19 protein-coding genes and 1 pseudogene are annotated in these 23,456 nt (G+C 70.9%); 11 read left to right on the forward strand and 9 right to left on the reverse strand.

What is annotated here, in order from left to right:
* The first annotated feature begins 188 nt into the window (after nucleotides 1-188).
* From glnII to AB0I83_RS21060, 5 genes are all read left to right on the forward strand, one after another.
* Nucleotides 189-1,223: a glutamine synthetase gene (gene glnII / locus AB0I83_RS21040; protein ID WP_356840225.1), complete on the forward strand. Its 1,035-nt coding sequence runs from the start codon at nucleotides 189-191 to the stop codon at nucleotides 1,221-1,223.
* A 381-nt stretch (nucleotides 1,224-1,604) separates the two neighbouring features.
* Complete coding sequence (locus AB0I83_RS21045; RefSeq protein ID WP_363305695.1) at nucleotides 1,605-2,228, forward strand: winged helix-turn-helix domain-containing protein; 624 nt, start codon at nucleotides 1,605-1,607, stop codon at nucleotides 2,226-2,228.
* 216 nt (nucleotides 2,229-2,444) lie between these two features.
* Entirely contained in the window at nucleotides 2,445-3,713 is a 1,269-nt protein-coding gene (locus AB0I83_RS21050) for a sensor domain-containing protein (RefSeq protein ID WP_363305696.1), read from the forward strand.
* The gene (locus AB0I83_RS21055) at nucleotides 3,698-4,345 is read left to right on the forward strand and encodes a response regulator transcription factor (protein ID WP_363305697.1); all 648 of its coding nucleotides are present in this window, start codon (nucleotides 3,698-3,700) and stop codon (nucleotides 4,343-4,345) included. Before AB0I83_RS21050 ends, AB0I83_RS21055 begins: the two co-directional genes overlap by 16 nt.
* Nucleotides 4,346-4,476: 131 nt before the next feature.
* A complete protein-coding gene (locus AB0I83_RS21060) occupies nucleotides 4,477-5,997 on the forward strand; it encodes a DUF1996 domain-containing protein (RefSeq protein WP_363305698.1) in 1,521 nt (506 codons plus the stop codon).
* A 108-nt stretch (nucleotides 5,998-6,105) separates the two neighbouring features.
* On the opposite strand, the gene AB0I83_RS21065 is transcribed toward AB0I83_RS21060, so the two are convergent.
* Nucleotides 6,106-6,582: a hypothetical protein gene (locus tag AB0I83_RS21065; protein ID WP_363305699.1), complete on the reverse strand. Its 477-nt coding sequence runs from the start codon at nucleotides 6,580-6,582 to the stop codon at nucleotides 6,106-6,108.
* A 109-nt stretch (nucleotides 6,583-6,691) separates the two neighbouring features.
* Here AB0I83_RS21065 and AB0I83_RS21070 point away from each other — a divergent pair, with 109 nt between their 5' ends.
* Nucleotides 6,692-8,617 (forward strand): hypothetical protein, encoded by a 1,926-nt coding sequence (locus AB0I83_RS21070; protein ID WP_363305700.1) that lies wholly within the window; start codon nucleotides 6,692-6,694, stop codon nucleotides 8,615-8,617.
* Between the two features lie 77 nt (nucleotides 8,618-8,694).
* Nucleotides 8,695-9,417, forward strand: a complete 723-nt coding sequence (locus AB0I83_RS21075) for a TetR/AcrR family transcriptional regulator (RefSeq protein WP_356533105.1) — start codon at nucleotides 8,695-8,697, stop codon at nucleotides 9,415-9,417.
* Here AB0I83_RS21075 and AB0I83_RS21080 read toward each other — a convergent pair whose 3' ends face one another.
* The 4 genes from AB0I83_RS21080 to AB0I83_RS21095 all read right to left on the reverse strand — a co-directional run bounded on the left by AB0I83_RS21080 (nucleotide 9,418) and on the right by AB0I83_RS21095 (nucleotide 18,604).
* Nucleotides 9,418-9,768 carry a 5-carboxymethyl-2-hydroxymuconate Delta-isomerase gene (locus AB0I83_RS21080; RefSeq protein ID WP_363305701.1) on the reverse strand — a complete coding sequence of 117 codons (351 nt, stop codon included), beginning with the start codon at nucleotides 9,766-9,768 and terminating at the stop codon, nucleotides 9,418-9,420.
* Between the two features lie 250 nt (nucleotides 9,769-10,018).
* The gene (pulA, locus tag AB0I83_RS21085; protein ID WP_363305702.1) at nucleotides 10,019-15,325 is read right to left on the reverse strand and encodes a pullulanase-type alpha-1,6-glucosidase; all 5,307 of its coding nucleotides are present in this window, start codon (nucleotides 15,323-15,325) and stop codon (nucleotides 10,019-10,021) included.
* A 95-nt stretch (nucleotides 15,326-15,420) separates the two neighbouring features.
* Nucleotides 15,421-17,145 carry a carbohydrate-binding module family 20 domain-containing protein gene (locus AB0I83_RS21090; protein WP_363305703.1) on the reverse strand — a complete coding sequence of 575 codons (1,725 nt, stop codon included), beginning with the start codon at nucleotides 17,143-17,145 and terminating at the stop codon, nucleotides 15,421-15,423.
* Between the two features lie 466 nt (nucleotides 17,146-17,611).
* Nucleotides 17,612-18,604 (reverse strand): DJ-1/PfpI family protein, encoded by a 993-nt coding sequence (locus AB0I83_RS21095; RefSeq protein WP_356533109.1) that lies wholly within the window; start codon nucleotides 18,602-18,604, stop codon nucleotides 17,612-17,614.
* A gap of 144 nt (nucleotides 18,605-18,748) precedes the next feature.
* Between AB0I83_RS21095 and AB0I83_RS21100 the strand changes: the two genes are divergently transcribed.
* Nucleotides 18,749-19,339: a cysteine hydrolase family protein gene (locus tag AB0I83_RS21100; RefSeq protein WP_356533110.1), complete on the forward strand. Its 591-nt coding sequence runs from the start codon at nucleotides 18,749-18,751 to the stop codon at nucleotides 19,337-19,339.
* 66 nt (nucleotides 19,340-19,405) lie between these two features.
* Here the strand turns inward: AB0I83_RS21100 and AB0I83_RS21105 are convergent, their stop codons facing one another.
* From AB0I83_RS21105 to AB0I83_RS21120, 4 genes and pseudogenes are all read right to left on the reverse strand, one after another.
* Entirely contained in the window at nucleotides 19,406-19,675 is a 270-nt protein-coding gene (locus AB0I83_RS21105; RefSeq protein WP_363305704.1) for a hypothetical protein, read from the reverse strand.
* A 73-nt stretch (nucleotides 19,676-19,748) separates the two neighbouring features.
* Nucleotides 19,749-20,636, reverse strand: a complete 888-nt coding sequence (locus AB0I83_RS21110; protein WP_363305705.1) for a hypothetical protein — start codon at nucleotides 20,634-20,636, stop codon at nucleotides 19,749-19,751.
* Between the two features lie 123 nt (nucleotides 20,637-20,759).
* Nucleotides 20,760-21,065 (reverse strand): annotated as a pseudogene (locus AB0I83_RS21115) (helix-turn-helix domain-containing protein); the annotation flags it as partial.
* Between the two features lie 281 nt (nucleotides 21,066-21,346).
* Nucleotides 21,347-21,784 carry an ATP-binding protein gene (locus tag AB0I83_RS21120; RefSeq protein ID WP_363305706.1) on the reverse strand — a complete coding sequence of 146 codons (438 nt, stop codon included), beginning with the start codon at nucleotides 21,782-21,784 and terminating at the stop codon, nucleotides 21,347-21,349.
* 163 nt (nucleotides 21,785-21,947) lie between these two features.
* Between AB0I83_RS21120 and AB0I83_RS21125 the strand changes: the two genes are divergently transcribed.
* The 3 genes from AB0I83_RS21125 to AB0I83_RS21135 are packed head-to-tail and all read left to right on the forward strand — an operon-like array spanning nucleotide 21,948 to nucleotide 23,451.
* Nucleotides 21,948-22,826, forward strand: coding sequence for a helix-turn-helix transcriptional regulator (locus tag AB0I83_RS21125; RefSeq protein ID WP_363305707.1), 879 nt, complete (start codon nucleotides 21,948-21,950; stop codon nucleotides 22,824-22,826).
* Nucleotides 22,823-23,044 (forward strand): DUF397 domain-containing protein, encoded by a 222-nt coding sequence (locus AB0I83_RS21130; protein ID WP_356840247.1) that lies wholly within the window; start codon nucleotides 22,823-22,825, stop codon nucleotides 23,042-23,044. Before AB0I83_RS21125 ends, AB0I83_RS21130 begins: the two co-directional genes overlap by 4 nt.
* Nucleotides 23,041-23,451, forward strand: coding sequence for a hypothetical protein (locus AB0I83_RS21135; protein WP_356533119.1), 411 nt, complete (start codon nucleotides 23,041-23,043; stop codon nucleotides 23,449-23,451). Before AB0I83_RS21130 ends, AB0I83_RS21135 begins: the two co-directional genes overlap by 4 nt.
* Nucleotides 23,452-23,456 lie beyond the last annotated feature (5 nt).

The following is a 23,456-nucleotide window of genomic DNA, read 5'->3' on the forward strand; positions in this document are numbered from 1 at the left end:
GCGCGGACCGTATCCAGTACGCCGGGGGGTGAGACGGCTCCGCTGGGGCTTCAAGGCGGAGGAGGCCTGCCGTCCGACACCTCGGGGAAACCCCGGTAACGCGGGGTTCACATCCGGGCAACGGTCGGGAAATCGCGGCTTGCGAAGCTGCGCACCATAGACCGCAGCACCCGCAAAGGATGGCGTCCGTGACGTTCAAGGCTGAGTACATCTGGATCGACGGCACCGAGCCGACCGCCAAGCTTCGCTCCAAGACGAAGATCATGCCCGGGAGCCCCTCCCAGGACGCGGCGGATCTGCCCATCTGGGGCTTCGACGGTTCGAGCACGAACCAGGCCGAGGGCCACGCCTCCGACCGGGTGCTGAAGCCGGTCTTCTCGTGTCCGGACCCGATCCGGGGCGGCGACGACGTCCTCGTCCTGTGCGAGGTCTTCAACATCGACATGACTCCGCACGAGTCCAACACGCGCGCCTCGCTGCGTCCCACGGCCGAGCAGTTCGCGGCCCAGGAGCCGATCTTCGGCATCGAGCAGGAGTACACCTTCTTCGACGGGCACCGCCCGCTCGGCTTCCCCGAGGGCGGCTTCCCGGCCGCTCAGGGCGGCTACTACTGCGGTGTGGGCTCCGACGAGATCTTCGGCCGCGACATCGTCGAGAAGCACCTGGACAACTGCCTCAAGGCGGGTCTCGCCATCTCCGGCATCAACGCCGAGGTCATGCCCGGCCAGTGGGAGTTCCAGGTCGGCCCGGTCTCGCCGCTGGAGGTCTCCGACCACCTGTGGATCGCCCGCTGGCTGCTCTACCGCACCGCCGAGGACTTCGACGTCTCCGCGACGCTGGACCCGAAGCCGGTCAAGGGCGACTGGAACGGCGCAGGCGCGCACACCAACTTCTCCACCAAGGCCATGCGCGAGGGCTACGAGCCGATCATCACCGCCTGCGAGTCGCTCGGCGAGGGCTCCAAGCCGATGGACCACGTCAAGCACTACGGCGCGGGCATCGACGACCGGCTGACCGGCCTGCACGAGACCGCCCCGTGGAACGAGTACAGCTACGGCGTCTCCGACCGCGGCGCCTCGGTCCGCATCCCGTGGCAGGTCGAGCAGGACCGCAAGGGCTACATCGAGGACCGCCGCCCGAACGCCAACGTCGACCCGTACGTCGTCACGCGGCTGATCGTCGACACCTGCTGCACCGCGCTGGAGAAGGCCGGCCAGGTCTGATCCCCACCCTCTCCGCACCGAAGGGGCGTCCGCCTGGCGGACGCCCCTTCGGCATGCCCGGCCCGCGCGGTGACGGTGGTACGGACGGTACGGGAGGGAATGGTGGGGAGCATGACCCGAAGGTCCGTATCGACGGGTGAGAGACCTCTGCTGCGCGACCGTGATCTCTGCTTCAATGGGGACATGGCCAGCTTCCAGCACACCGCGTCGGGTCGCAGCGACCTCGAGCCGTTCTGGCCCTCCCGTCAGCACCATGACTTCGACCGGGTGTGTTGCCGCGCGTGGAACGCGCAGGCCCTCTAAAGCCGCCTCACACCGGCCTTCGGCCCGCGCGCACGACGTACGTCCTCGACGACTCCTCGCGCGAAAGAGCTGACCCTCATGGCGAACACCCGTACCTTCTCCACCGCGTCCGCCGCCACAGCGGCGTCCGCGGTGCCCGCTGCGGCCACCACCTCCCGCAACACCCTGTCCCCCAGCCGCCCCCGGCTGCGTGCCGTCGACCGTGACGAGGTCGCCGAGTTCGCTGAAGTGGCCGGCCTGCTGCCGCCGGGCGCCACCTGGCTGCCCGCGCCCCAGCACACGCTGCCGGCGCTGCCCGGCCGTCCTCCGATGGTCGGTTACCTGGTGCTCGTCCCCGCCGACCAGCAGCCTGCTCTGGCCGGTGCCGTGGCGGCCGCCCGGCACCGGGAGCTCGCGCCGGAGCCGGCGGACGGTCCCGCGAGCGGCCCCGTCCGGATCGACTCCACCCGGCGCACCGCCGCCGTGGACGGAGTCACGCTCGACCTCACGTACCTCGAGTTCGAGCTGCTCGCGCACCTGGTGGCGCATCCGCACCGGGTGCACACCCGCGACCAGTTGGTGACCACGGTCTGGGGCTACGGGCACGTGGGCGACGGACGCACCGTCGACGTCCATGTCGCCCGGCTGCGCCGCAAGCTGGGCGCCGAGCACCGCCGGTCGATCCAGACCGTGCGGCGCGTCGGCTACAAGTACACGCCCTGATCGCGCACCGGCGCGGCGGGAGGCCCCGGGGTCGCTGGTCCCCTCCTGGGCCTCCCCTCGTTCGCGGGACGGTTCACGGACCACGGCACCGCATCGGGAGGGTGGTGCCAGGTACACCCCCCGGCGGGTGGCGGGACGGCTGACGGAACACCGTGCGCACAGGCGAGACTTGGCGTCGAACGGGATCCGACGTGGGGCCCGGCGAGGGGAGACACCATGTTGCAGTCCGCACGGAGCCGGACGAGGACCGCTCTGGCGGCCGCGGGCCGGGCGTTCGTCCTCTCCTTCGCGAGCGTCGCGGGCTCGGTCACGCTCTTCGTGCTGGCGGTCCTCTCCATCGCCTTCGTCCCGCTGGGGGTGGGGCTGGTCACCACACCGTGGGTCGTACGTGCGGTGCGCAGCCACGCGAACCGGCGCCGACTGCTCGCGGCGACCTGGTCCGACGTCCGTATCCCGGTGCCGTACCGGCCGTTCCCGAAGGATCTGCGCACCGGGTTCACGGGCCAGGTCGAGCGGACCACGCTGCTGCTGAAGGACCCGGCCACCTGGCGGGACCTCCGGTGGCTGCTGCTCGACATGACGGCGGGATACGTGCTGCTGGCCCTCTCCTTCGCGCTGATGGTCTACCCGCTGGAGGGGCTCGTGCTGGCCGCGGGGCTGTGGCGGGTGTTCCAGGACAGCCCGTACTGGTACGGATTCGTGCCGGTCAGCAGTCAGCTGACCGGTCTGGCCGCCGCCGCACTCGGCGTCGCCGTCTTCCACGTCGGCCTGTGGGCGACCGGGCCCCTGCTGCGGGCCCACTTCCTGCTCGCCCGCTCCGTGCTCGCACCCACCCAGGGGGAGCTCGCGCAGCGCATCGACCGGCTCACCGAAACCCGGCACGAGGCCGTGGACACGGCCGCGTCCGAACTCCGGCGCATCGAGCGGGACCTGCACGACGGGGCGCAGGCCCGGCTGGTCGCCATGGGCATGAACCTCGGCACCGTGGAGGCGCTCATCGAGAAGGACCCCGCGCAGGCCAGGAAGCTGCTGGCGACGGCGCGCGCGTCCTCCGCCGAGGCGCTGACGGAGCTGCGCGACCTCGTCCGGGGCATCCATCCGCCGGTGCTCGCCGAGCGGGGGCTCGGGGACGCGGTGAAGGCGCTCGCCCTGCGGATGCCGGTCGGGTCCGAGGTGACGGTGGAACTGGACGGCCGCGCCGGAGCCCCGGTCGAGTCGGCGGCGTACTTCGCGGTCAGCGAGGCGCTGACGAACGCGGTGAAGCACTCGGGTGCCGACCGCGTATGGGTGGACGTGCACCACGCCGAGGGCATGCTGCGGATCTCGGTCACGGACAACGGCAGGGGCGGTGCGGCGGCCGGGGGCGGTTCGGGACTGAGCGGGATCGAACGCCGACTGGGTACATTCGACGGCGTACTGGCCGTCAGCAGCCCTGTGGGCGGTCCCACCATGGTGACCATGGAGATCCCTTGCGCGTTGTCCTAGCCGAAGATCTCTTCCTGCTCCGCGACGGCCTCGTGCGCATGCTGGAGGCGTACGACTTCGAGATCGCGGCGGCGGTCGGGACCGGGCCCGAACTGACCAGGGCACTGGCCGACCTGAAGCCGGACGTCGCCGTCGTCGACGTCCGGCTCCCGCCGTCCCACACGGACGAGGGCCTGCAGTGCGCGCTGGCCGCCCGCCGCGACAGGCCCGGGCTTCCGGTGCTGGTGCTGTCGCAGCACGTGGAGCAGTTGTACGCCCGGGAGTTGCTCGCCGACGGCGCCGGCGGCATCGGCTACCTGCTGAAGGACCGGGTGTTCGACGCGGACCAGTTCATCGACGCCGTCCGCAGGGTCGCCGCCGGCGGTACGGCGATGGACCCGCAGGTGATCTCGCAGCTGCTGTCCCGGCGTTCCGCCGACGAGCCGATGGGCGGGCTGACACCGCGGGAGCGCGAGGTCATGGGGCTGATGGCGCAGGGGCGTTCCAACGTGGCGATCGCGGCACAGCTGGTGGTCACGGAGCGCGCGGTGGCCAAGCACACCTCGAACATCTTCGCGAAGCTCGGCCTGCCGGTGTCGGACGACGACAACCGCCGCGTGCTGGCGGTGCTCGCCTACCTCGACCGGGGCTGACCGCCGCGGGCGGACCGGTCACCCGCCGCACCGCGCGCCCCACGAGTTCTCCTCCGGTCTGAACGGGCGGGGCGCACCGTCCGTATGGAACGTCGCGCTTCTGACTCGAAGCCCCGAAGCGGAGGAGTTCCATGGGACGCACATCGCGCAGGAAACGCTCGACGCCGGCCAACCGGGCGATCGTCGCCTCGGTCGCGCTGATTCTGGGTGGGGGTGGGCTGGTCGCCGTGAACTTCTACGCGAGTGCGGGGGAAGGGGCGTCCGGTGCGCCACCGGGACGGTTCCAGGACGCGGCTCGCCGGATGTCCACGATCGACTGCCCCGACGCGGGGATCTCCCTGCCCGACGTACCGGACCAGGCGCGGCCGGAGGTCGATCGCGAACTGGCGGCCATGGACACGCAGATCACCGACGCGTACCGGCAGTTCGCGGACCGCAGGGAGCAGATCTCCCGGGATCCGGACCTGGCCGGGAACGCGGTGCTCGGGCCGTTGTCGAGCAAGCGGGCGGCCAGCCTCGACCGCATCGGGACCGCCGTGGAGCGGGCGGCGGGTGACCGGCCGCAGGGGCTGGACGGGCTCGCCGGGTGCAGCCTGCGCGCGGACGACGAGGACGGCGGAGAGGGCGGGAACGGCGGCCAGGGCGACAGCGGCCAAGAGGGGAACGGCGGCCAGGGCGACGGGCAGGGCGACGGCGGTCAGGACGACGGCGCCGACCAGGGCCGGGACGGCGGTCAGGAAGGCGACGGCGGCCAGGGGCAGCAGGGCAACGGCCCCGAGGCCTCCGACTTCGTCGACATCCAGTCCGTGCAGCCGAACGTCGACCGGCCCCGCACCCGCCGGGGAGCCTCGCGCGGCACGTTCACCACCGACTGCGGCCGCAACGAGAACGGCAAGTTCAATCCCGACAACGTCATCGCCGCCCCGGGCGTGAGCAACGGCGCCCACCACATGCACGACTACGTCGGGAACCAGGCCACCGACGCCTTCGCCGGGGACGACGATCTGGCCGGCGGCGGGACGACCTGCCGGAACCAGGGCGACCGGTCCACGTACTACTGGCCCGTGCTCCGCGTGCAGAACGGGCAGGACGAGAACGACGCGGACGCGGACGGCGGCGGCAGGGACCAGAACACCGGGGAGATCCAGACCCCGTCCCAGGTCACGCTGAAGTTCGTCGGCTCGCCCGCCGGGAAGGTCACGGCCATGCCGCGGTTCCTGCGGATCATCACCGGGGACGCCAAGGCGTTCACCAACGGCGACGCCAACGCCAACGCCTCCTGGAGCTGCACCGGGTTCGAGGACAGGCAGCTCGAGGACAAGTACCCGATCTGCCCCGAAGGCAGCCAGGTCGTACGGTCGTTCGCCTTCCAGAGCTGTTGGGACGGGCGGAACACCGACAGCGCCAACCACCGCACCCATGTGGCGTTCGCGCAGGACGACGGGCGTTGCCCCAGCGGCTTCAAGGCCGTGCCGCAGCTCGTGCAGCGCATCGTGTACGACGTTCCGCCGGGTCCTGGCTTCGCCGTCGACTCCTTCCCCGAGCAGCTGCACAAGCCCGTCACCGATCATGGTGACTTCATCAACGTCTTCGACGACAAGCTGATGAAGAGGGTGGTGAGCTGCGTCAACGGCGGACGCAGGTGCCGCTGAGGCGGTGACCCCGGCTGCCGGGGTCCCGTCCGGACCGGGCCGCGAGCCCGCCTGATCAGGACTGCGGCCCCGGCCGGCCCCCGACGGCCGGCCCCCGAACCTGCGCGGTCAGCTCCCGTGGTGACCGGAGTGCCCGCCCTCGCTCCCCCCACTGCCGCTCTTCCCCGAGTGGTGCGGCGAGGCGGTCTCCACCGTCCCCCCGAGCCGGCCGCGCAGCGCCGCGACCACCTCAGGATCACCGACGGCCACCCACTTCCGGCCGACCAGGTACGAACCGCCGTAGGCCTTGGCCTCGTTGATCCACTCCCGCTGGCCGCGATCGGTGGCGAAGGTGGCCAGTACGTAACGTCCGTCGCCGGTATTGCAGTTGGCCTGCCGCAGCTCCTCGGCGTCCGTCTGCACGTTCGGCTCGCAGTGCGCCTTCGACGCGATCTGCTCCAGCGTCCCGCTCGCGGTCGGCGGTACCGTGGGCCCGTCGTCACCGTCCGCTCCCCCGCCGCACGCGGTGAGCAGGGCGAACCCCGCCAGCACGGCCGCGGCGGCCCGGCGGGCCCGTACTCGTCGCCACTCCTGCTGCTGCGCCATCCGGCCATCGTGCCCCGGTGGTCACTCCCGACGCGGGGAAACCGCGCAACCCGCCTCAGGGGCGAGCTGGCCGGAGTGACCATCGCACCATTCGCTCGTTCTGCTGAACATGCCCCCACTGCGAGCAGTACCGCCGCCCGCCGGCCGCCCGTTCGCGGAACAGGCAGCCGTGGAGCGGTGCGAGGCCGCGCCCGCCGAGCACTACGCCCGGCTGGTCCGGGTCGCCTATCTGGTGCTGGCCCCCTCGCTCGGCCGCAACCGGCGGGTGCTGTCGGCCCACTGGCTCGCCCAGCGGTCCCTGGCCGCCGGACAGGGCAAGGATCCGGGGCACGCCTACGCGCACGTACGCCTGCGGCTGGTGCGTTCCGCGCTGGAGGCCGGGCTGCCGCTGCTGCGGTTCGCCCTGCCGCGGCGGGCGCAGTTCCCACCGCTGGTCCCGCAGGTGTGGGGGCTGCGGCTCTTCCCGCACTCCTGCGGGGCGGACGAACTCGCCCTGGAACAGGCGCTGGCGCTGGTGTCGGGGCCCTGCCGGGCCGCCCATGTGCTGCGGGGGCTCGAAGGGCTCGACGACGCCGAGGTCTGCCGGGTGCTCGAGGCGGCGGGCGTGGCGGACCCGCGCGCCGCGCTGCTGGAGGCCGACGCGCTCACGGCGCCGTACACCCTGCTGGCCTCACCCGAGTTCGACCCCTGCTCCCTCCAGGTCAGGCCGACCGACGCGGCCCGGCGGGGCCGGCGCGGGCGGGCGCTCCTGGCGGGGCTCGGCGCGGCGCTGGTCTGCGGGACGCTGCTGCTGGTGCCGGGGGACGGCCTGGGTGGCCCGAGCGCCGCGTCCGCGCCGCTCTACTCCCGGCACCACTCCGCCCAGCAGGCCCTGGAACCGGGCGCGTTGCGCCGGGTGGCGCCGGGTCTCTGGCGGGGCTCGGAGCGTACCGACTTCACCGTCTGGCCGACGCGCGGGGACCGGACCGGGGACAGCCGACTGCTGCGCCGCGCCCTCGCCGCGTGGGCGCGGCCAGGCCCGGCGGTGGTGTCGTCGGCGACACCGGGGACGCCGGACGGCCCGCCGATGGGCCCCCCGCAGCTGTTGTACGCGGGCGAGGTCGGCACGGCGGCCGTGGTGCTGTTCCACGACGGTCTGCGTGTCGTGCGCTACGCCGAACCGCGCAACGCGGATCCGGCCGGGGGCGCGGCGCTGGACTTCGCCCGGGTGGACGGCGCCGACTCGGTGGCGGCCGGCGCGCTGGTGGTGCAGCGCCGGGGCGACCGGGTGCGCTATCTGACCGCGCCCTGGGTGCGCGGGACAGGCGTACGGGACCTGCTCGCCCCGTACGTCCCGGCCCGGTCGCTGCCGCTGGACCGGCAAGGGGTCACGGCGCCGATGAGGGTGCCGGGGACGCGGGAGGGGGGCCGGGCCGACTGCCGGTCCTGGCAGGCGCTGGAGCTCCGGGACGGCACGGCGGCGAGGCTGATGACTGATCTCGGCGAACTCACTCCGGTGCGCCTCACCTCCGGCCCGCCGTCCGCCCCGCACGACGTGTCGGGCCGGGTGGAGCGGGAGAGCTGGGCGCGTACCGCCTGTCTGCTGCCGGCCGTGCGGTCGCACGGGGTCCGGACGGTGAACTCCTGGGCGTACGCCGAGCAGCGGCTGCCCGAGGGCGAAGGCTCCGCACGGTGGTTCTGCACCAGGGCGGACACCTGGCGGGGTACGGGCAGCAGGGTGCTGGCGCAGTTCCAGGCGCCGCCGGAGCTGTCGGGCGGCGCCGACGCCCCGGGAGCGGTCGCCGCGCGCGCCGAGGACTCGCCCGACTGCGGGAAGCGGAGACCACGGGTGCTGGCCGGCGTGCTGTGGAAGTCGGACGGCGGCCGGTGGTACGTACTGGCGGCGGGCTCACGGCAGTTCGCGTCACTGACCGCGTCCGGCGGTGTGGCGGGCCGGGCGGACGGGCGGCTGCTGGCGCTGCCGGCCGAGGAGGGCGACCGGGCGCGGCTGGCGGGGCTGCTGGCGGACGGCAGCCGGGTGGGCGCCCTGCGCTGAACGCGGCCGGCCGGATCGGGAACTGCCTGGTGGTGGCGCCGGATCGGTGCGGGCCCACCCCGGTTAGGCTGTCCTGCATGACGACCGGTGTGCGGCGCAGGATGGGCGTCGACGAGCGCAGGGCTCAGTTGATCGGCGTCGCGCTGGAGTTGTTCAGCCGCCGCTCGCCGGACGACGTGTCGATCGACGAGATCGCGACGGCGGCCGGTATCTCGCGGCCGCTCGTCTACCACTACTTCCCCGGGAAGCGGAGCCTGTACGAGGCGGCGCTGAAGCGGGCGGCCGACGAGCTGGCCGGCCTCTTCCTGGAGGCGCACGAAGGACCGCTGGGGGCGAGGCTGGTCCGGGTGATGCACCGGTTCTTCGACTTCGTCGAGGAGCACGGGCCGGGGTTCGCCGCGTTGATGCGGGGTGGTCCGGCGCGTGGTTCGTCCACCGCCGACGCGCTCGTCGACGGGGTCCGGCAGGCAGCGTACGAGCAGATCGTCGCGCATCTCGGGGTGCCGTCCCCGCCCGCTCGGCTGGAGCTCGTCGTGCGGTCGTGGGTGTCGCTGGCGGAGTCGACGGCGCTGCTCTGGCTGGACGGGAAGCGTGTTCCGCGCGCGGAGCTGGAGTTGCAGCTGGTGCACGACTTCGCGGCGCTGGCGTCGGTGAGCGCGGCGTACGACCAGGAGATGGCCGGGATCATGCTGCGGGTCTTCGCTCAGGAGCCGGCGGACGGCCCGTTCGACGAGCTGCTCTCGCGGCTCGCGGCGCTGGCGCCCGCCGCACCCGTGGTGCCGCCGCAGCGGCGGGCCTGACTACCGCTTGGCGTAGGACGGGTCGAGGTCCCTGGTCTCGGCCGAGGTGTGGACGACCAGGCCGTCGGCGGGCTTCAGGTGTCCGGCCAGGAGTTCCAGGATCGCCTCCGTCAGCTTGCCCTTGGTCTCGGGGGTACGTCCGGCCAGCAGCGCGATGCCGACGTGCACGATCGCGTCGCCGGTCGGGGCGTCCCCGACGACCGACTCCTCGACGCGGCGGAAGCGGGTCTTGCAGCTGGGGATCTTCGTGGTGACGGTCTCGGCGACGAGCGGGTGGAGGGCGAGGGCGAAGCCACGCCGGTCGAAGGTGTCGTCGAGCTCGGCCGAGTAGTCGACGGTGATCTGGGGCATCGAGCGCTCCTGGATGCGGGGTGCGGTGGGGCTGTCCGGCCTCACCCTTCCCGGATCGGCGCCGCCGCACAAGCCGGTCCCGACCCGTGGCCGCCCGGACCCTGTGCGTACGGCGCCGACGCGGCCGGGGCCCCCCGTACCGCCGGATCCACGTACCGCCGGTCATGATGCGACCCCGGGCACACCAACGGCCGGCCCCGGGCTCCGGCCCCCTGGGGGCGACGGAGCCGGGACCGGCCGGTGCGGGGTGTCAGCGCGCGGAGAACACGGCGACCGTGCGCCCCGGCACGGTGAAGCTGCCCGACTTCCCGTCGTACGAGGACTTCTTGACGGTGCCGTCAGCGCCCGCCGCCTGGACGGGGTGCAGGGCGTACGCCTTTCCGGCCAGCCCGGGGACGCCTTGGCGCTGCGTGCCGGGGGTGGCGTTCATGACGACGACCAGCTTGCCCAGGCGCATCGTGATCACCCCGGGCGTCTCCTCCTTGCCGGAGAGCGGGAAGGACAGGGTGTCCTGGACCTGACCGGCGGTGGCGAGGCCGAAGTCCTCCTCGGTGGTGCGGATGGTGAGCAGGTCCTGGTACGCGGCCGACGCGCCCGTGATCTGCGCGCATCCGGGGGTGAGCGCGGCGGAGGTCAGCAGCGGCTTCCCGTAGGACCACTTGTCCTCGTTGTCGGCTGCGGGGGGCAGCCCCCGGCCGAAGCCGTTGCCCTTGCGGCAGTCCCAGTGCAGCGCGTTGAACCAGTCGCCGCTGTCGTAGGAGTTGCGGTCCAGCGACTTGGAGCGCAGCAGGTCGGTGCCGGCCTGGGAGAGCGCCGGCCCCTGGGAGAGTGCCGCCGTCGCCATCGCCAGGACCTGCATACGGGCCCGGTCGGCGGCCGGGGTGTCGGCGGGGAGCTTGAAGGCGAGTGCGTCGTAGAGGGTCTCGTTGTCGTGGGCGTCGGCGTAGGCGAGCGCGTCGCCGGGGGCCGCCGCGTATCCGGCGGGGGCCCCGTTGTAGTCGACGGCCGAGCCCTTGACGTCACGTCCCTGGGTGTCGGTGAAGGTGTAGTCGGCGAGGTTGCCGGTGAGGCCGACCTTGATCAGGTCCTGGTAGTGGAGGAGGCGGGCCTTCTGCTCGGCCTCGGTGCCGTTGGCGGGTGAGGTGTTGGGGTCGGTGTAGAGGCCGGAGGCGAAGCCCTGGACCCTGGGGTCCTCGTCGAAGGGGCCGCCGCCGCGCACGGCGTCGCGGGCCCGGTCGGAGAACGTGGCGATGCCGGTTCCGGCCATGTTCTTCTGGGTGGCCTGGACGAAGCGCGCGTCGTCGGCGATCTCGCCGAAGTTCCAGCCCTCGCCGTAGAGGATGATCTTCTTCCCGTCGACGCCGTCCCTGGCGACGGTCAGCCCGTCCAGCGCCTTGCGGACGGCGAGGATGTTGGCCTTGGGGTGGTGTCCCATCAGGTCGAAGCGGAAGCCGTCGACCTTGTACTCCTTGGCCCAGGTGACGACCGAGTCCACGACGAGCTTGCCCATCATGGCGTTCTCGGGGGCGGTGTTGGCGCAGCACGTCGAGGTGGCGACGGTGCCGTCCTCCAGGAGCCGCTGGTAGTAGCCGGGCACGATCCTGTCGAGGACGGACTTGTCGTCCTGGCCGGAGGCGACGGTGTGGTTGTAGACGACGTCCATGACGGTCCGCAGCCCGGCGCCGTTGAGCCCCTGGACCATGCGCCGGAACTCGACGGTGCGCTCGGTGCCTTCGGGGTCGGAGGCGTAGGAGCCCTCGGGCACCGTGTAGTGCAGCGGGTCGTAGCCCCAGTTGAAGCCGTCCTTCGCGGCGGCCTTGGTGACGCAGGCCTGCTGCTCCTCGGAGTCGGGGGCGTAGACGGACAGGTCGCAGGCAGGCTGCCGCTGGTCGGACTTCTTCTCCGGGATCGTCCCGATGTCGAAGACGGGCAGCAGGTGCACGTAGCTGGTGCCGGAGTCCGCGAGCTCCTCGAGGTGCTTCATGCCGTCGGAGCGGGTGTCGGTGAAGGCGAGGTACTCGCCGGGGTGCTTCGACGTGGAGTCCGTGATCGAGAAGTCGCGGACGTGCAGCTCCTGGATCCGGGCGTCGCGGAGCGGGACGGCGGCGGGCTTCCTCAGCGCGGACCAGCCGCGCGGCGCGAGCTTCGGGTCGTCGAGGTCGACGACGAGGCTGCGGGCGGAGTCGGCGGTCAGGGCGGTGGAGTAGGGGTCGGTGACCTTGTTGGTGACCACTTTCTGGACGGTGGGCGCCCAGACCTGGACGGCGTAGCGGTAGGGCTTGCCCGTCCAGGACTTCTTGCCCGTGACCGACCAGACGCCGGTGCGCTCGTCACGCCGCATCGGGACGGTCCTCCCGTCGAGTTCGAGCGAGACCGTGCGGGCGGTGGGCGCCCAGACGGAGAGCGTCGGGCCGCCCTTGCCGAAGACGGGGCCGAGGGCGGCGGTGCTCGCGGCCTTCCCGTACAGCTCGTCCAGGACTCCGGCGGTCTGGACTCCGGTGGCGGCGAGCAGGGCGCCGTTGGCGGCGCGCTGGGTGGCGATCAGCTGGCCGCGCAGGGACTCGCGGACCCGGTCCCGGTCGCGGGTGTCGACGGTGAACGCCGGATAGTCCTTGAGGTGCGGGTACTTCGCCTTCTGCGCGTCGGTGAGTCCGGTGGCACCGAGCCGGAGCCACTGCCCCTCGTCGGAGAGCGCGCCGTCGACGACGGAGATCCCGCCGTTCTTCGCGTACACGAGCTGCTGGCTGGTGGCGTCGGTGGCCTTCACCTTCCAGACGACGGTGTCCGCGTCGATCCACTGCGCCTCGGCCTTGGTGAGGTCGGGCGTGGGCGCCCCGCCGGCCTGCGGGAGCAGGTAGCCGGGCTTCCCGCCGAGCATCCAGACCTCGTGCCCGTACGAGGCGGTGTCCAGGGACTGGTCGCTCGGGAGGTCCTTCTCGTCGCCCTTGTGGAGGATGTAGCTGAGCGAGGTGGCACCGTCGGCGAGCGGGACCTCGAAGGTCACGCCGTAGGCGTCGGTCTTCGACGGCTCCAGGGGCTTGGCCCAGTCCGTGGGCGCGGCGGCCCCGGTCCAGGTGTGCAGTCCCCAGCCGTCGTAGTCGCCGTCGGCGCGGTGGTAGTGCAGGACGGCCTTGGAGGTGTCCTGCGGCGGGGTCGCGGGGGCCTCGGCGGTCTGCTCGTCCTTGCCCTGCTCGATCCAGACCTGGCCGGTCCTGGCGAGGTCGACGGTGCGCTCGGGCCCGTCGGCCGTGCCGTTCTTCTCGACCGTGTAGGGAACCGAGGAGGCGCCCTCGTCGAGGTCGATCCAGGCGAAGGCGCCGTAGGCGTCCCGCCCGACGAAGTCGGCGCTCCTGTCACCGGACTTCAGCTGCCAGCCCTCGTAGTCGCCGTCCGCGCGCTTGTAGTGGACGACGGCCTGGTCCCGGTCGACGGCGACGGGCTTCGGTGCCGGCGGCGCCTGGCCCGCGGTCGTCGAGGCGAGGGCGCCCGAGGTGCGTCCGGCGCGGTCGACGACGACCGCCTTGTAGCGCAGCGCGGTCCCGGCCTTCACGGAGGCGTCGAGGTGCTGGGTGACCTTGTACGGGGCGTGGTCGGCGGAGCCGAGGGTGATCCACCTGCCGTTGCCGGTCTGCGCGGCGAACACGACGCGGTTCAGGTCTCCGCCGTCCACGTCGGCGCTGATCTCGACGGTGCCGGTGGCTCCGGCGGCCGGGGCCTTCAGCGTCAGGGAGGGCTTGGTGGCAGGGGTGCCGAGCTGCTTGTCGGCACGGAGCACGATGCTGGAGAGCGCGGGCACGGTGACCTTGACGGTCTTGTCGGCGGCGCTGCGAACCGTTCCGGAACCTCCGTACAGCGTACGGAAGTTCATGCCCGCCGACTCGGTGGGCAGCTCGACCGTCCTCGCCTCCGTGGAGTTGTTGGAGGCGACGACGTACTCGTACGGCTTCCTGCTGTCCGTACGCGAGAAGGCGTGGACGGAGCCCTCGGAGTAGCGCTCGGTCTGGGTGCCGTCGCGCAGGGCCGGGTGCTCCCGGGTGAGCTCGGAGAGGGCCGCTATGGACCGGTACAGCGGGTGGCCGGTGTCGTACGCGTCGGAGGCGTGCGTACGGTCGGTGCCCAGTTGGTCGTCGTCGAGGTAGTCGGCGGTCTTCGAGGCGAAGAGCGTCTGGCGTGCGTCCTTGTCGCCGCCCGCCCCGGTGTAGCCCTGCTCGTCGCCGTAGTAGACGACGGGGTTGCCGCGGCCGAGGAACATCAGCTCCTCGGCGAGGCGTGCCCTGTCGAGGAGTTCGGCGTCGGAGGCCTTCGGGTTGTCCTGCTTGAGGAAGGTGCCGATCCGGCCCATGTCGTGGTTGCCGAGGAAGGTCACCTGCTCGTAGGCGTTGGCCCTGCCGGTGGTGTAGCGGTAGTCGTCCGCGTACACGGCGGCGAGCTTCGAGGCCGGGGCTCCCTGGGAGGCGTACTGCCTGGCCGCTTCCTGGAAGGGGAAGTCGAGCGTCGCGTCGAGCCTGCCCCGGGTGACGTACGGCGAGGTGATCGCGGTGTCGGCGGAGTAGACCTCGCCGAACATGAAGAAGTCGTCGCGGCCGCGCTTCGCCGCGTAGTCGTCCAGGGCGGTCGCCCACTCGGTCCAGAAGTCCATGTCGACGTGCTTGACGGTGTCGATGCGGAAGCCGTCGATGTCGAAGTCGCGGACCCACTTCTCGTAGATCTTCTCCATGCCGGAGACGACCTCGGGACGCTCGGTCCACAGGTCGTCGAGGCCGGAGAAGTCGCCGTACTCGGTGGACTCGCCCGCGTAGGTCGAGTCGCCCCGGTTGTGGTACATCGTGGCGTCGTTCAGCCAGGCCGGGACCTTCTTCCCGGTGTTCCGCGGGGTGTACGGGAAGGAGTCGGCGTCCACCTCCGCCATTCCGCGGCTGTCGTCGAACGGACGGCCGTCCTCGTCGAGGTAGGGGAAGGCGCCCTTGGGCTTGTAGCCGTACTTCTTCTCGGCGTAGTCGACCGTGTCGGCGGTGTGGTTGGTGATGACGTCGAAGAAGACCTTCATGCCCTTGCCGTGGGCCTTGTCGATCAGCTTCGTGAGGTCGGCGTTGGTCCCGAAGTGCGGGTCGACCTGGGTGAAGTCGGTTATCCAGTAACCGTGGTAACCCGCCGAGGCGTTGTCACCCGTTCCCTGGACCGGCCGGTTCTTGAAGATCGGGGCGAGCCAGATGGCGGTGGTGCCGAGGCCCTTGATGTAGTCGAGCCGCTGGGTGAGGCCCTTCAGGTCGCCGCCCTGGTAGAAGCCCTTGTCCGTGAGGTCGTAGCCGGTCTCCAGCCGGGAGCCGGTCAGCCCGCCGCGGTCGTTGGAGGCGTCACCGTCGGCGAACCGGTCGGGCAGCACGAAGTAGAACTGCTCGCGGGTCAGGTCGTGCCTGGCCGGCTCCTTCGCGAGTTTCGCGTCCGAGGGCGGGGCCGGGGGTCTGGGCGCGGCGGAGGCGGTGGCCGCCGGCATGACGGGGAGCAGCGCCGCGCACAGTGCGGCGACGGCTCCCCGCCGGAGGGTGGTTCGGGACACGGGCGGGTACTCCTCGGCTTTCGGGGATCTGACGGGGTGGAGCGGCGCGGGCCGGGGACGCTCACCCTCGCGTCCCCGGCCCGTTGGGTGGATGGTCAGCTGCGCCAGACGTCGGCGGTCAGTGCGGCCTTGCCGGAGGACGGCACGGTGGCGGTGCGGTTGGCGCCGCTCTCCCAGGTGACGTTGCCCGCGGCGTCCTTGCGGAGGTACTTGTACTCGAACGCCGTACCTGCGGGCAGGCTGACGTCGAGCTTCCAGACGGGGTACGCCGCCGGGTCGAGCTTCAGCGCGCTGCCGGGGGCCCAGTTGCCGAGGGCGGCCTGGTTGCCGGTGACGTAGATGTTCTGACCGGGCTGGGTGGTGGCGTTGACGCCGAAGGAGGCGCCGGACTGGCCGGTGCCGGGGTCGGGGGTGGTGCCGCCACCGGTGCAGCTGCGGGCGCCGGAGTGCAGGGCGACTGCGGTGCCGGAGCCCAGGGTGGCGGTGAACTGTCCCGAGCCGTTGACGGTGACGCCCCTGCCGGACTGGACGTCGCAGTAGTCGCCGGCGGGCAGCGACGTCTGGAAGGTCCGGGTCAGCGAGGAGCCCTCGTAGTTGATCGCGACGTACGCCTTGGAGCCGCGGCCGAAGGCGATCTGGTCGCCCCCGTTGTCCCACCAGTTGGAGACGGCCTGGCCACGGGCGGCGTTGCGGAAGCCGACCATGGAGGAGATCTCGCGCCAGGCGTGCTGGCACTTCCAACCGTCGCTGTAACAGGCGTTCACCTGACCGCCGTTGGGCGGGCCGGCGTCCTTGTCGGACCACTCGTAGCCCGAGTGGACGTCCGGCGAACCGTAGGGGTACGCGAGCATGAAGACGTTCGCCAGGGTGTACTTGGCGCCGTCCTTGTAGTTCAGCGTGTCGCCACCGCGCTCGGTGTCGTGGTTGTCGACGAAGACCGCCGACTTCCCGGACTCCATGAAGCCCCAGCCCTCACCGAAGTTCTTGAGGTTGGCGAGGTTCTCGTTGTTGAAGACCTGCTTGAGGCTGCGGCCGTAGCGGAACTCCTGGACGTCACCGCTGCCCAGGTACTCGGAGGGCGAGACGGCCTCGCCCGCGCCGTAGATCGCCTCGTGCTTCCAGTACACGCCGGAGTTGCTGAGCCGGGACTTGATGTTCGCGAGGTCTCCGGCAGGCATGTGCTTGGCGGCGTCGATGCGGAATCCGTCGACGCCGAGGGAGAGCAGGTCGTTGAGGTAGCCGGCTATCCGGCCGCGTACGTACTCCTCGCCGGTGTCCAGGTCCGCCAGGCCCACCAGTTCGCAGTTCTGGACGTTGGCGCGGTCGCCGTAGTTGCTGATCTGCGACTGGCAGTCGTTCATGTCGCTGACCGAGTAGGTGCCCGGATAGTCGTACTTGGAGTACGAGGAGCCGCCCGTGCCGGTGCCCGAACCGGCGGACATGTGGTTGATGACCGAGTCGGCGATGACCTTGACGCCCGCGCCGTGGCAGGTGCTGACCATGTTCGCGAAGGCCGTACGGTCACCGAGACGGCCGGCGATCTTGTAGCTGACGGGCTGGTAGGAGGTCCACCACTGTCCGCCCTGGATGTGCTCCTGGGGCGGCGAGACCTGGACGAAGCCGTACCCGGCGGGCCCGAGGCTGTCCGTGCAGGCCTTGGCCACGGAGGCGAACTTCCACTCGAACATCACCGCGGTGACGTCCTTCCCACCCGGCGGTGCGGCCTGGGCGGCGCCGGCGGCGCCGAGCCCGGTGGGGATGGCCAGGACAGCGGCGCCCATGGTGAGGGCGAGCGCGCCGGACAAGGGTCTGCGTGCCATGACGTTCCTCCTGCGGTGGGGGAAGTGCGGGGATGGCGGAGCAGCCTCACATGGCAACGCGCCGTGCCCTCAAGGCTCATGAAGGTTCTTGCAGCAAGGATGCAAAACCCCATGTGCGGCAGACCGTACGAGCCCGACCTGCCCCGGTCAACCCCCTGGACACGTCGCGATCACATCGTGCTCACATCCCCGAAATCCTGGAGATTTCTTCCTGCAAGGACTTACGCAAGATATTGCGGGACTGTTAAGTTCATCCCGACTCCGGCCCGGCCGGCCGGGGGTCCGGCACGCCGGGCCCCACGCGCCCGTCCGGCCGGGCCGGTCACACCGAGGAGAGGTCCCGGCGTCGCTTCCCCGCAGGCCCGACCCGGGCCGACTCCGGGGCCTCTCCTGTGCGTGGCGGGCCTGGACGCGTTGCGGGCCTGGACGGCGTTGCGGCCTGGACGCGCCGGGGTGAACCATCCACTCAGTCCCGGCTGGTCCGGAACCTGCGCCGGTACTCGGTCGGTGTCGTGTCGAGGCTGCGGCGGAACGCCCGGACGAGGGTGTCGACGGACCCGAACCCGCACGTGGACGCGACGCGTTCGAGGGTGGCGTCGGTGGATTCGAGCTGACTGCGCGCCACCTCGACGCGGGCCGATTCGACGTAGGCGTGCGGGGTCGTGCCGAGCTCGGTCTTGAAGATCCGGGTGAGCTGCCGGTCGCTGATGTGGGCGTGCGCGGCGAGGTCCGCGAGGGTCAGCGGTTCGCCGATGTTCCGGCTGATGTGGTGGCGCAGGTCCTCGATCCGCCGCGTCGAGGACACCCGCTCCAGGGGAACGCTGAACTGGCTCTGACCGCTCGGCCGCTTCAGGTACATCACGAGTTGCCGGGCGACGCGGAGTGCGACGGTTTCGCCGAGATCGTCGGCGACGAGGGCGAGCGACAGGTCCAGGCACGCGCTGATTCCCGCGCCGGTCCACACGTCGCCCTCGCGGATGAAGATCGGATCGGCGTCGACCTCGATCGCCGGGTGGTCGGTGGCGAGCTGCTGCGCGGTCGACCAGTGGGTGGTCGCGCGTCTGCCGTCGAGGAGTCCCGCTGCTGCCAGGACGTGTGCTCCGACGCAGACGGAGGTGACCCTGCGGGTGCGCTCCGCCAGCTGCCTCACCCGCACCACCACGCGCGGGTCGGTGAGCGCGCGCACGCGGCGAAGGCTGTCGACCTCGACCGCACCGGGCACGATCAGGGTGTCGATGCCCTTCTCGGACAGATCGTCGAAGGTGGTGTCGGGGAGGACCCGCACCCCGGCGCCGGTGGTGACCGGATCCATGGTCTCGGCGGCGAGGACCACGTCGTATCCGGCCGCTTCGTCCGTCTCACGTTGTGCGAGGGAGAACACCTCCGGCGGCCCCGTGACATCGAGCAGGTCGACCCCGTCGAAGAGAACGATCACGATCAGTCGTCTGACGGTGCGCATGGGGCTCCTGCGATCGGCGGCGTCGATGTCGGTATCTGCATGTTAGATGACATTGCCGACACCCCGTGGTGGGTCGTAGCGTCATAGGTGCAGGTCACCGAACCGGTGGGCTGCCTTCTCCGACACGATCCCCAGGCGGTTCCCATGCCGAGAACAACACTGCGCCGGCTCAACGGCCTCGACGACACCCCCGCGACACTCGCGGAGTCGACCCTGGTCCTCATCGACTACCAGAACACCTACACGACCGGTGTGATGGAACTGGACGGCTGGCAGTCCGCCCTCGACGCCGCAGCCCGGCTGCTGGCCCGTGCCCGCCAGGAGGGCACGAAGGTCATCCACGTCGTCAACGACGGCGGCGAGGGCACCCCGTACGACATCCGGGCCGAGATCGGCCGGATCCACCCCGCCGTCGCCCCGGTCGAGGGTGAGCCCGTCGTGGTCAAGCAGGCACCGGACTCCTTCGTCGGCACGGACCTGGACCAGCACGTCGACGCCGCGGGCCACAGCGACCTGGTCGTCGCCGGATTCATGACGCACATGTGCGTGGCCTTCACCGCCCAGGGCGCCTTCCTGCGCGGCAATCGCCCCACGGTCGTGGCCGACGCCTGCGCCACCCGTGCCCTGCCGGTCGCCGGCACCGAGCTGGACGCCCACCAGGTGCACTACAGCGCCCTCGCCACCGTCGCCGACCTGTACGGGGTCGTCGTTCCGTCACAGACGGACCTCGCCTGACCGAGCAGCCCGTCCCCGTCCCGCTCGGCACCAGCGCCACCACCACCGCCGCCCGCCGGGCCGCTGTCACCGCGTGGGGCCGAAGATCTCCTCGGCGGTGGCGGCATGGACGGCGCGGATCAGCCATTCACGCGACACTTCAAGGTCGATGCAGGCGCTGATCTTTTCGCGGACGGCATCGGTGACGTCGATGCCGCGCGCGTCGAGGAGGATCAGGATGTTCTCGCCGCGAGCCTGGGCGCGGCCTTGGGCGCGGCCTTGGGCGCGGCCCTGAGCGCGGCCCTCCTCCCGGATCTCCTCGGAGAGGGGCGAGATGTAGAAGGAGAGGTCGGCCACCAGGTTTCTCCACTGTCGTGCGGACGGGGCCGATGCCCATACGTCGCGAACGGCGACCGGCATCGGAACGAAGCTACCGATCGGCGGAGGGCGTCTCCCCGAAGATCTCGTCACCTGTGGCGGCAAGGGCTGCGCGAACCAACCACTGGCTGAGAAGTTCCGAATCGGTGCAGGCCATGATTTTCTCGCGAGTCCGTTCGCTGATCGCGATGCCGCGTGCGTCGAGGACGAGCAGGACGTCTGCGGCGCCCCTCTGGGCGCGCGCCTCGTCCCTGATTCCTTCGGAAAGCGGCGAGGTGTAGAAGGAGAGATCCACGGCCACCAGGTTCCTCCACTGTTGTGCGGCGGGGCGATTGCCCAGGCCTTGTGCGATGAGTTCGACGAAGGGTTCGGCGATCGATTCCGGTGTGTCGCGCAGGGCGACCGACATCGTCTTCAGTATCGCATCGACGTCCGGATTGTCTGCGTGTGTAATCGCCGAGAGTGTGGCGAGCCCGAGGTCCTTGCGGGCCTCGGCCACGTTCGTGATGACGGGCATGTTGTGGGGGCCCGCCACCAGGGGACGCGTGGTGACGGTCGACCACTGGGGCAAGCCGATGGTGAGGGGCCTGGCCGCCCATGCGGCGGTCGCGTGGTCCTGACAGATCACGAGAAGCAGCACGGGGAGCCGGTACTTGTTGTTGAGGTACGTGACGTAGTAGGGCCAGCTGGCTGTTTTGCCGGGGTCCTTCTTGCCCTGGGCTTCGACGATGAGGAGGAAGGGCCCGTCGTTCTGCGTCTCGATCCGCAGGAGGGTGTCGACGCGTCGTTCGAGCGGCTCGTTCTCGGTGAGGTCGACGGTCAGGGGCTCTGCCGACGCGAGGGGCGGAAGTTCGAGCCCGAGGACGTCAGGGAGCCGGGAGAACAGGCCCGGGTCCTTCTGAAAGATGCGGTGCATCGCTTCGTGCGGTGCGCTGACCATGGGTTTCCGTTCGGGATCAGGCGGCTGCGGACAGGTGGGTGCGGCAGTCCCGGCAGTGGCCGGGGTCCCGCGAGGGCGTTCGCGCCGCCGACTGGTTGGACGAGACCGTGCGTGTCACGATCCGCCGTCGGCGGGCCTTACATGGCTGCGGTGCAGGTAACCGGCCGCTTCCAACTCCCTTAGGGCTGCGGCGATCCGGGTCTCGCTCCCCGGGAAGCGTTCGGCGAGGCGCTTGATACCGATGCCGGCTCCGGCAGGCAGTGACTGGATGTGCGCGGCGAGCCCGATGGCGACGAGGGAGAGGCCGCGGTGCTGGGCGAGGTGGTTGCCGATGACGGTGAAGCCCGCGGTGTGAAGGACATTGCGGTGGATCACGCCGGATACAACGGGCTTGGCGCACGGGAGCGCGCTAATCTGCTGGGTACCCATCGGGAAGGTCCTTGCTTCCTCGGTGGTCAGGCCCTCGATCGAGATTGGTGTCTCGTCGGGGGCCGTCTCATGTCCGTGGTGGTCGAGGCGAGCATATGCACGGCAACCCATGCCTAATCCAGCTGAGTTGCCCGATGTCACCCGAGTGAGTGACGAAGCAGGACTTGCGGCAACTTGGGGTGGGAGGGGTGATTTCCCCACGCCCTTGAAGGATTTGGACATCGAGGGCTGCCACTTCGCAGCCCACCGGGTCCCGGAACCCCGCGCCCCGGTGGCAGCGGTCACGGTGCGAGGTCGAGTTCGGCCCAGACCGTCTTGCGCGGGGCGGGCCCGACGTCGACGCCCCAGCGGTCCGCGAGCGCCCCGACGATCGGCAGGCCGCGCCCCGACTCGGCTTCGTCCCGGGGCAGATCGGCGGACCTGGGTGCGGGAGGAACCCGTTCGCCCCGGGCGTCGGTCACTTCGATACGGAGGAGCGCCTCGCGCAGGACCGTGAGGCTCAGCCGGAAGTCCCTGCCCGGTACGCGGCCGTGAACGGTGGCGTTGGTCGCCAGCTCGGCGACGATGTGCGCGGCCGACTCCGTGGGGAGCCCCCAGTGGCTCAGATGCGCCGTGGTGAGCAGGCGGGCGAGCCGCGCACCCCGGCGGGTGGGGGAAAGCAGCACGGTGAACTGCCGGGCGGGAGCGGAATGTTCGGTTCGGGTGATTTCTTGGGTCACGTCACTCAGCGTGGCCCCGCCTGCGTACCGTGAGAAGCAATCAGCCGCTTACGTACGGTGACTGTCCCGGCCTTGTCCAGTGCTGTCCCGGCTGTCCGGGGTGACTCACGGGGGACGACGGGGGTTGTGCGAGAACGGCAAGCGCGTCGGAAGTGGGGCACGGATGAGCGTGGATGAGGTCGGTACGGCTCGCAGGGACGACGGGGCGGACGAGCCCGGCTGGGACGTCGATCCCGAGGACGAGTCGGGGGTTGCGGTGGTCGCGGTGGTGGGCCGCCAGATCAAGGCCTGGCGGGAGGCGGCGGGCATGCGGGCGGGCGAGTTCGGGGCCGCGATCGGCTACGGGGAGGACCTGGTCTACAAGGTCGAGGGCGGGCGACGCATCCCCCGGCCGGAGTTCCTGGACCGAGCGGACGAAGTGCTGGGCGCGGGCGGAAAGCTCGCTCTGATGAAGCGCGAGCTGGCGGAGGCGCGGTACCCGAAGAAGGTACGGGACCTGGCGAAGTTGGAGGCGAAAGCCGTCGAGCTCGCGGCGTACGGCAACCACAACCTCCATGGGCTCTTGCAAACCGAGGCGTACACACGGGCGCTGCTCGCGACACGTCGGCCCGCCTACTCCGACGAAGACCTGGAGCGCATGGTGGACGCCCGCATGGCTCGACGCTCCGTCTTCGCGCGGGACCCGGCACCGGAGTTCAGCTTTGTCCAAGAAGAGGTCACCCTGCGCCGCCCTGTCGGAGGGACAATGGTGTTGCGCCAGCAACTCAACCGTCTTCTGGAGGTGGCCCAGTTGCGGAACGTCGAGATCCAGGTGATGCCAACGTGCCGGGGAGATCACCCAGGCACGGGCGGGCGGATCCAGGTGCTGAAGTTCGGAGATGGCTCAGCCGTAGGGCGTACTGACAACGAGTTCGCCGGCCGGCCTGTCTCCGACCCGAAGCAGCTCCGGATCCTCGAACTGAGGTATGGCATCATCCGGGCTCGGGCCCTCTCGCCAGAGGAGTCCCTCGCATTCATCGAGCAAGTTCTGGGAGAGACATGATCCACAAGAACTCTGCAGGGGAATCTTCCGAGTTGGAGTGGTTCAAGAGCAGTTTCAGCGACAGCAGCGACGGCAACGACTGCGTCGAAGTCGCAACGGCAGCCGACACCGTGCACGTCCGCGACTCCAAAGCTCTGCCCGGCCCCCGCCTCGGGTTCGCCTCCGCCACATGGGAAGCCTTCGTGACGTACGCCTCCGAGGGCTGGCAGGAGGGGTGACCGCCGACGAGAGCGAAGCCGCCCCGTACGTAAGGTTCCAGTCGCCACACCCGAACACGCGGGGATGGTTCACCGGGGTTTTCGGGCTCGTCAACAACCTGGCGCGCGAGGGAAGGCTCTCGGACGAGCAGGAGTCGTTCCGTCGCAGCAACAACAGCTGGTACGACGCCGCGTACACCGACCCTTCGACGGTCGACCCCACCGTCTACGACGACGAGATCAACCCGGGCGCGGCAGCGTGGTTCAAGCCGTCAGCCGCGCATCTCCTCGGACGGGTTCCCGGCTATCTGGAGATCCTGGCCGCCCACGGCGTCGATTGCCTGACGGTGCGTTCCGCAGATCCTGGTCGGGTCGTCTACGAGGACGACGTGCAGGTCGTGGTCGTGCCATCGCCTGGTCGGGCCTGATCGCA

Origin of the sequence: Streptomyces sp. NPDC049970 (genome assembly GCF_040660235.1) — a bacterium.
Lineage (GTDB): Bacteria > Actinomycetota > Actinomycetes > Streptomycetales > Streptomycetaceae > Streptomyces.

Coding starts and splice junctions, on each gene's coding strand:
- AB0I83_RS21070 (WP_363305700.1), top strand. CDS start 6,692: ATGCCCCCACTGCGAGCAGTACCGCCGCCCGCCGGCCGCCCGTTCGCG.
- AB0I83_RS21095 (WP_356533109.1), bottom strand. CDS start 18,604: ATGCGCACCGTCAGACGACTGATCGTGATCGTTCTCTTCGACGGGGTC.
- AB0I83_RS21060 (WP_363305698.1), top strand. CDS start 4,477: ATGGGACGCACATCGCGCAGGAAACGCTCGACGCCGGCCAACCGGGCG.
- AB0I83_RS21080 (WP_363305701.1), bottom strand. CDS start 9,768: ATGCCCCAGATCACCGTCGACTACTCGGCCGAGCTCGACGACACCTTC.
- AB0I83_RS21100 (WP_356533110.1), top strand. CDS start 18,749: ATGCCGAGAACAACACTGCGCCGGCTCAACGGCCTCGACGACACCCCC.
- AB0I83_RS21130 (WP_356840247.1), top strand. CDS start 22,823: ATGATCCACAAGAACTCTGCAGGGGAATCTTCCGAGTTGGAGTGGTTC.
- AB0I83_RS21050 (WP_363305696.1), top strand. CDS start 2,445: ATGTTGCAGTCCGCACGGAGCCGGACGAGGACCGCTCTGGCGGCCGCG.
- AB0I83_RS21045 (WP_363305695.1), top strand. CDS start 1,605: ATGGCGAACACCCGTACCTTCTCCACCGCGTCCGCCGCCACAGCGGCG.
- AB0I83_RS21090 (WP_363305703.1), bottom strand. CDS start 17,145: ATGGCACGCAGACCCTTGTCCGGCGCGCTCGCCCTCACCATGGGCGCC.
- AB0I83_RS21110 (WP_363305705.1), bottom strand. CDS start 20,636: ATGGTCAGCGCACCGCACGAAGCGATGCACCGCATCTTTCAGAAGGAC.
- AB0I83_RS21125 (WP_363305707.1), top strand. CDS start 21,948: ATGAGCGTGGATGAGGTCGGTACGGCTCGCAGGGACGACGGGGCGGAC.
- AB0I83_RS21075 (WP_356533105.1), top strand. CDS start 8,695: ATGACGACCGGTGTGCGGCGCAGGATGGGCGTCGACGAGCGCAGGGCT.
- AB0I83_RS21065 (WP_363305699.1), bottom strand. CDS start 6,582: ATGGCGCAGCAGCAGGAGTGGCGACGAGTACGGGCCCGCCGGGCCGCC.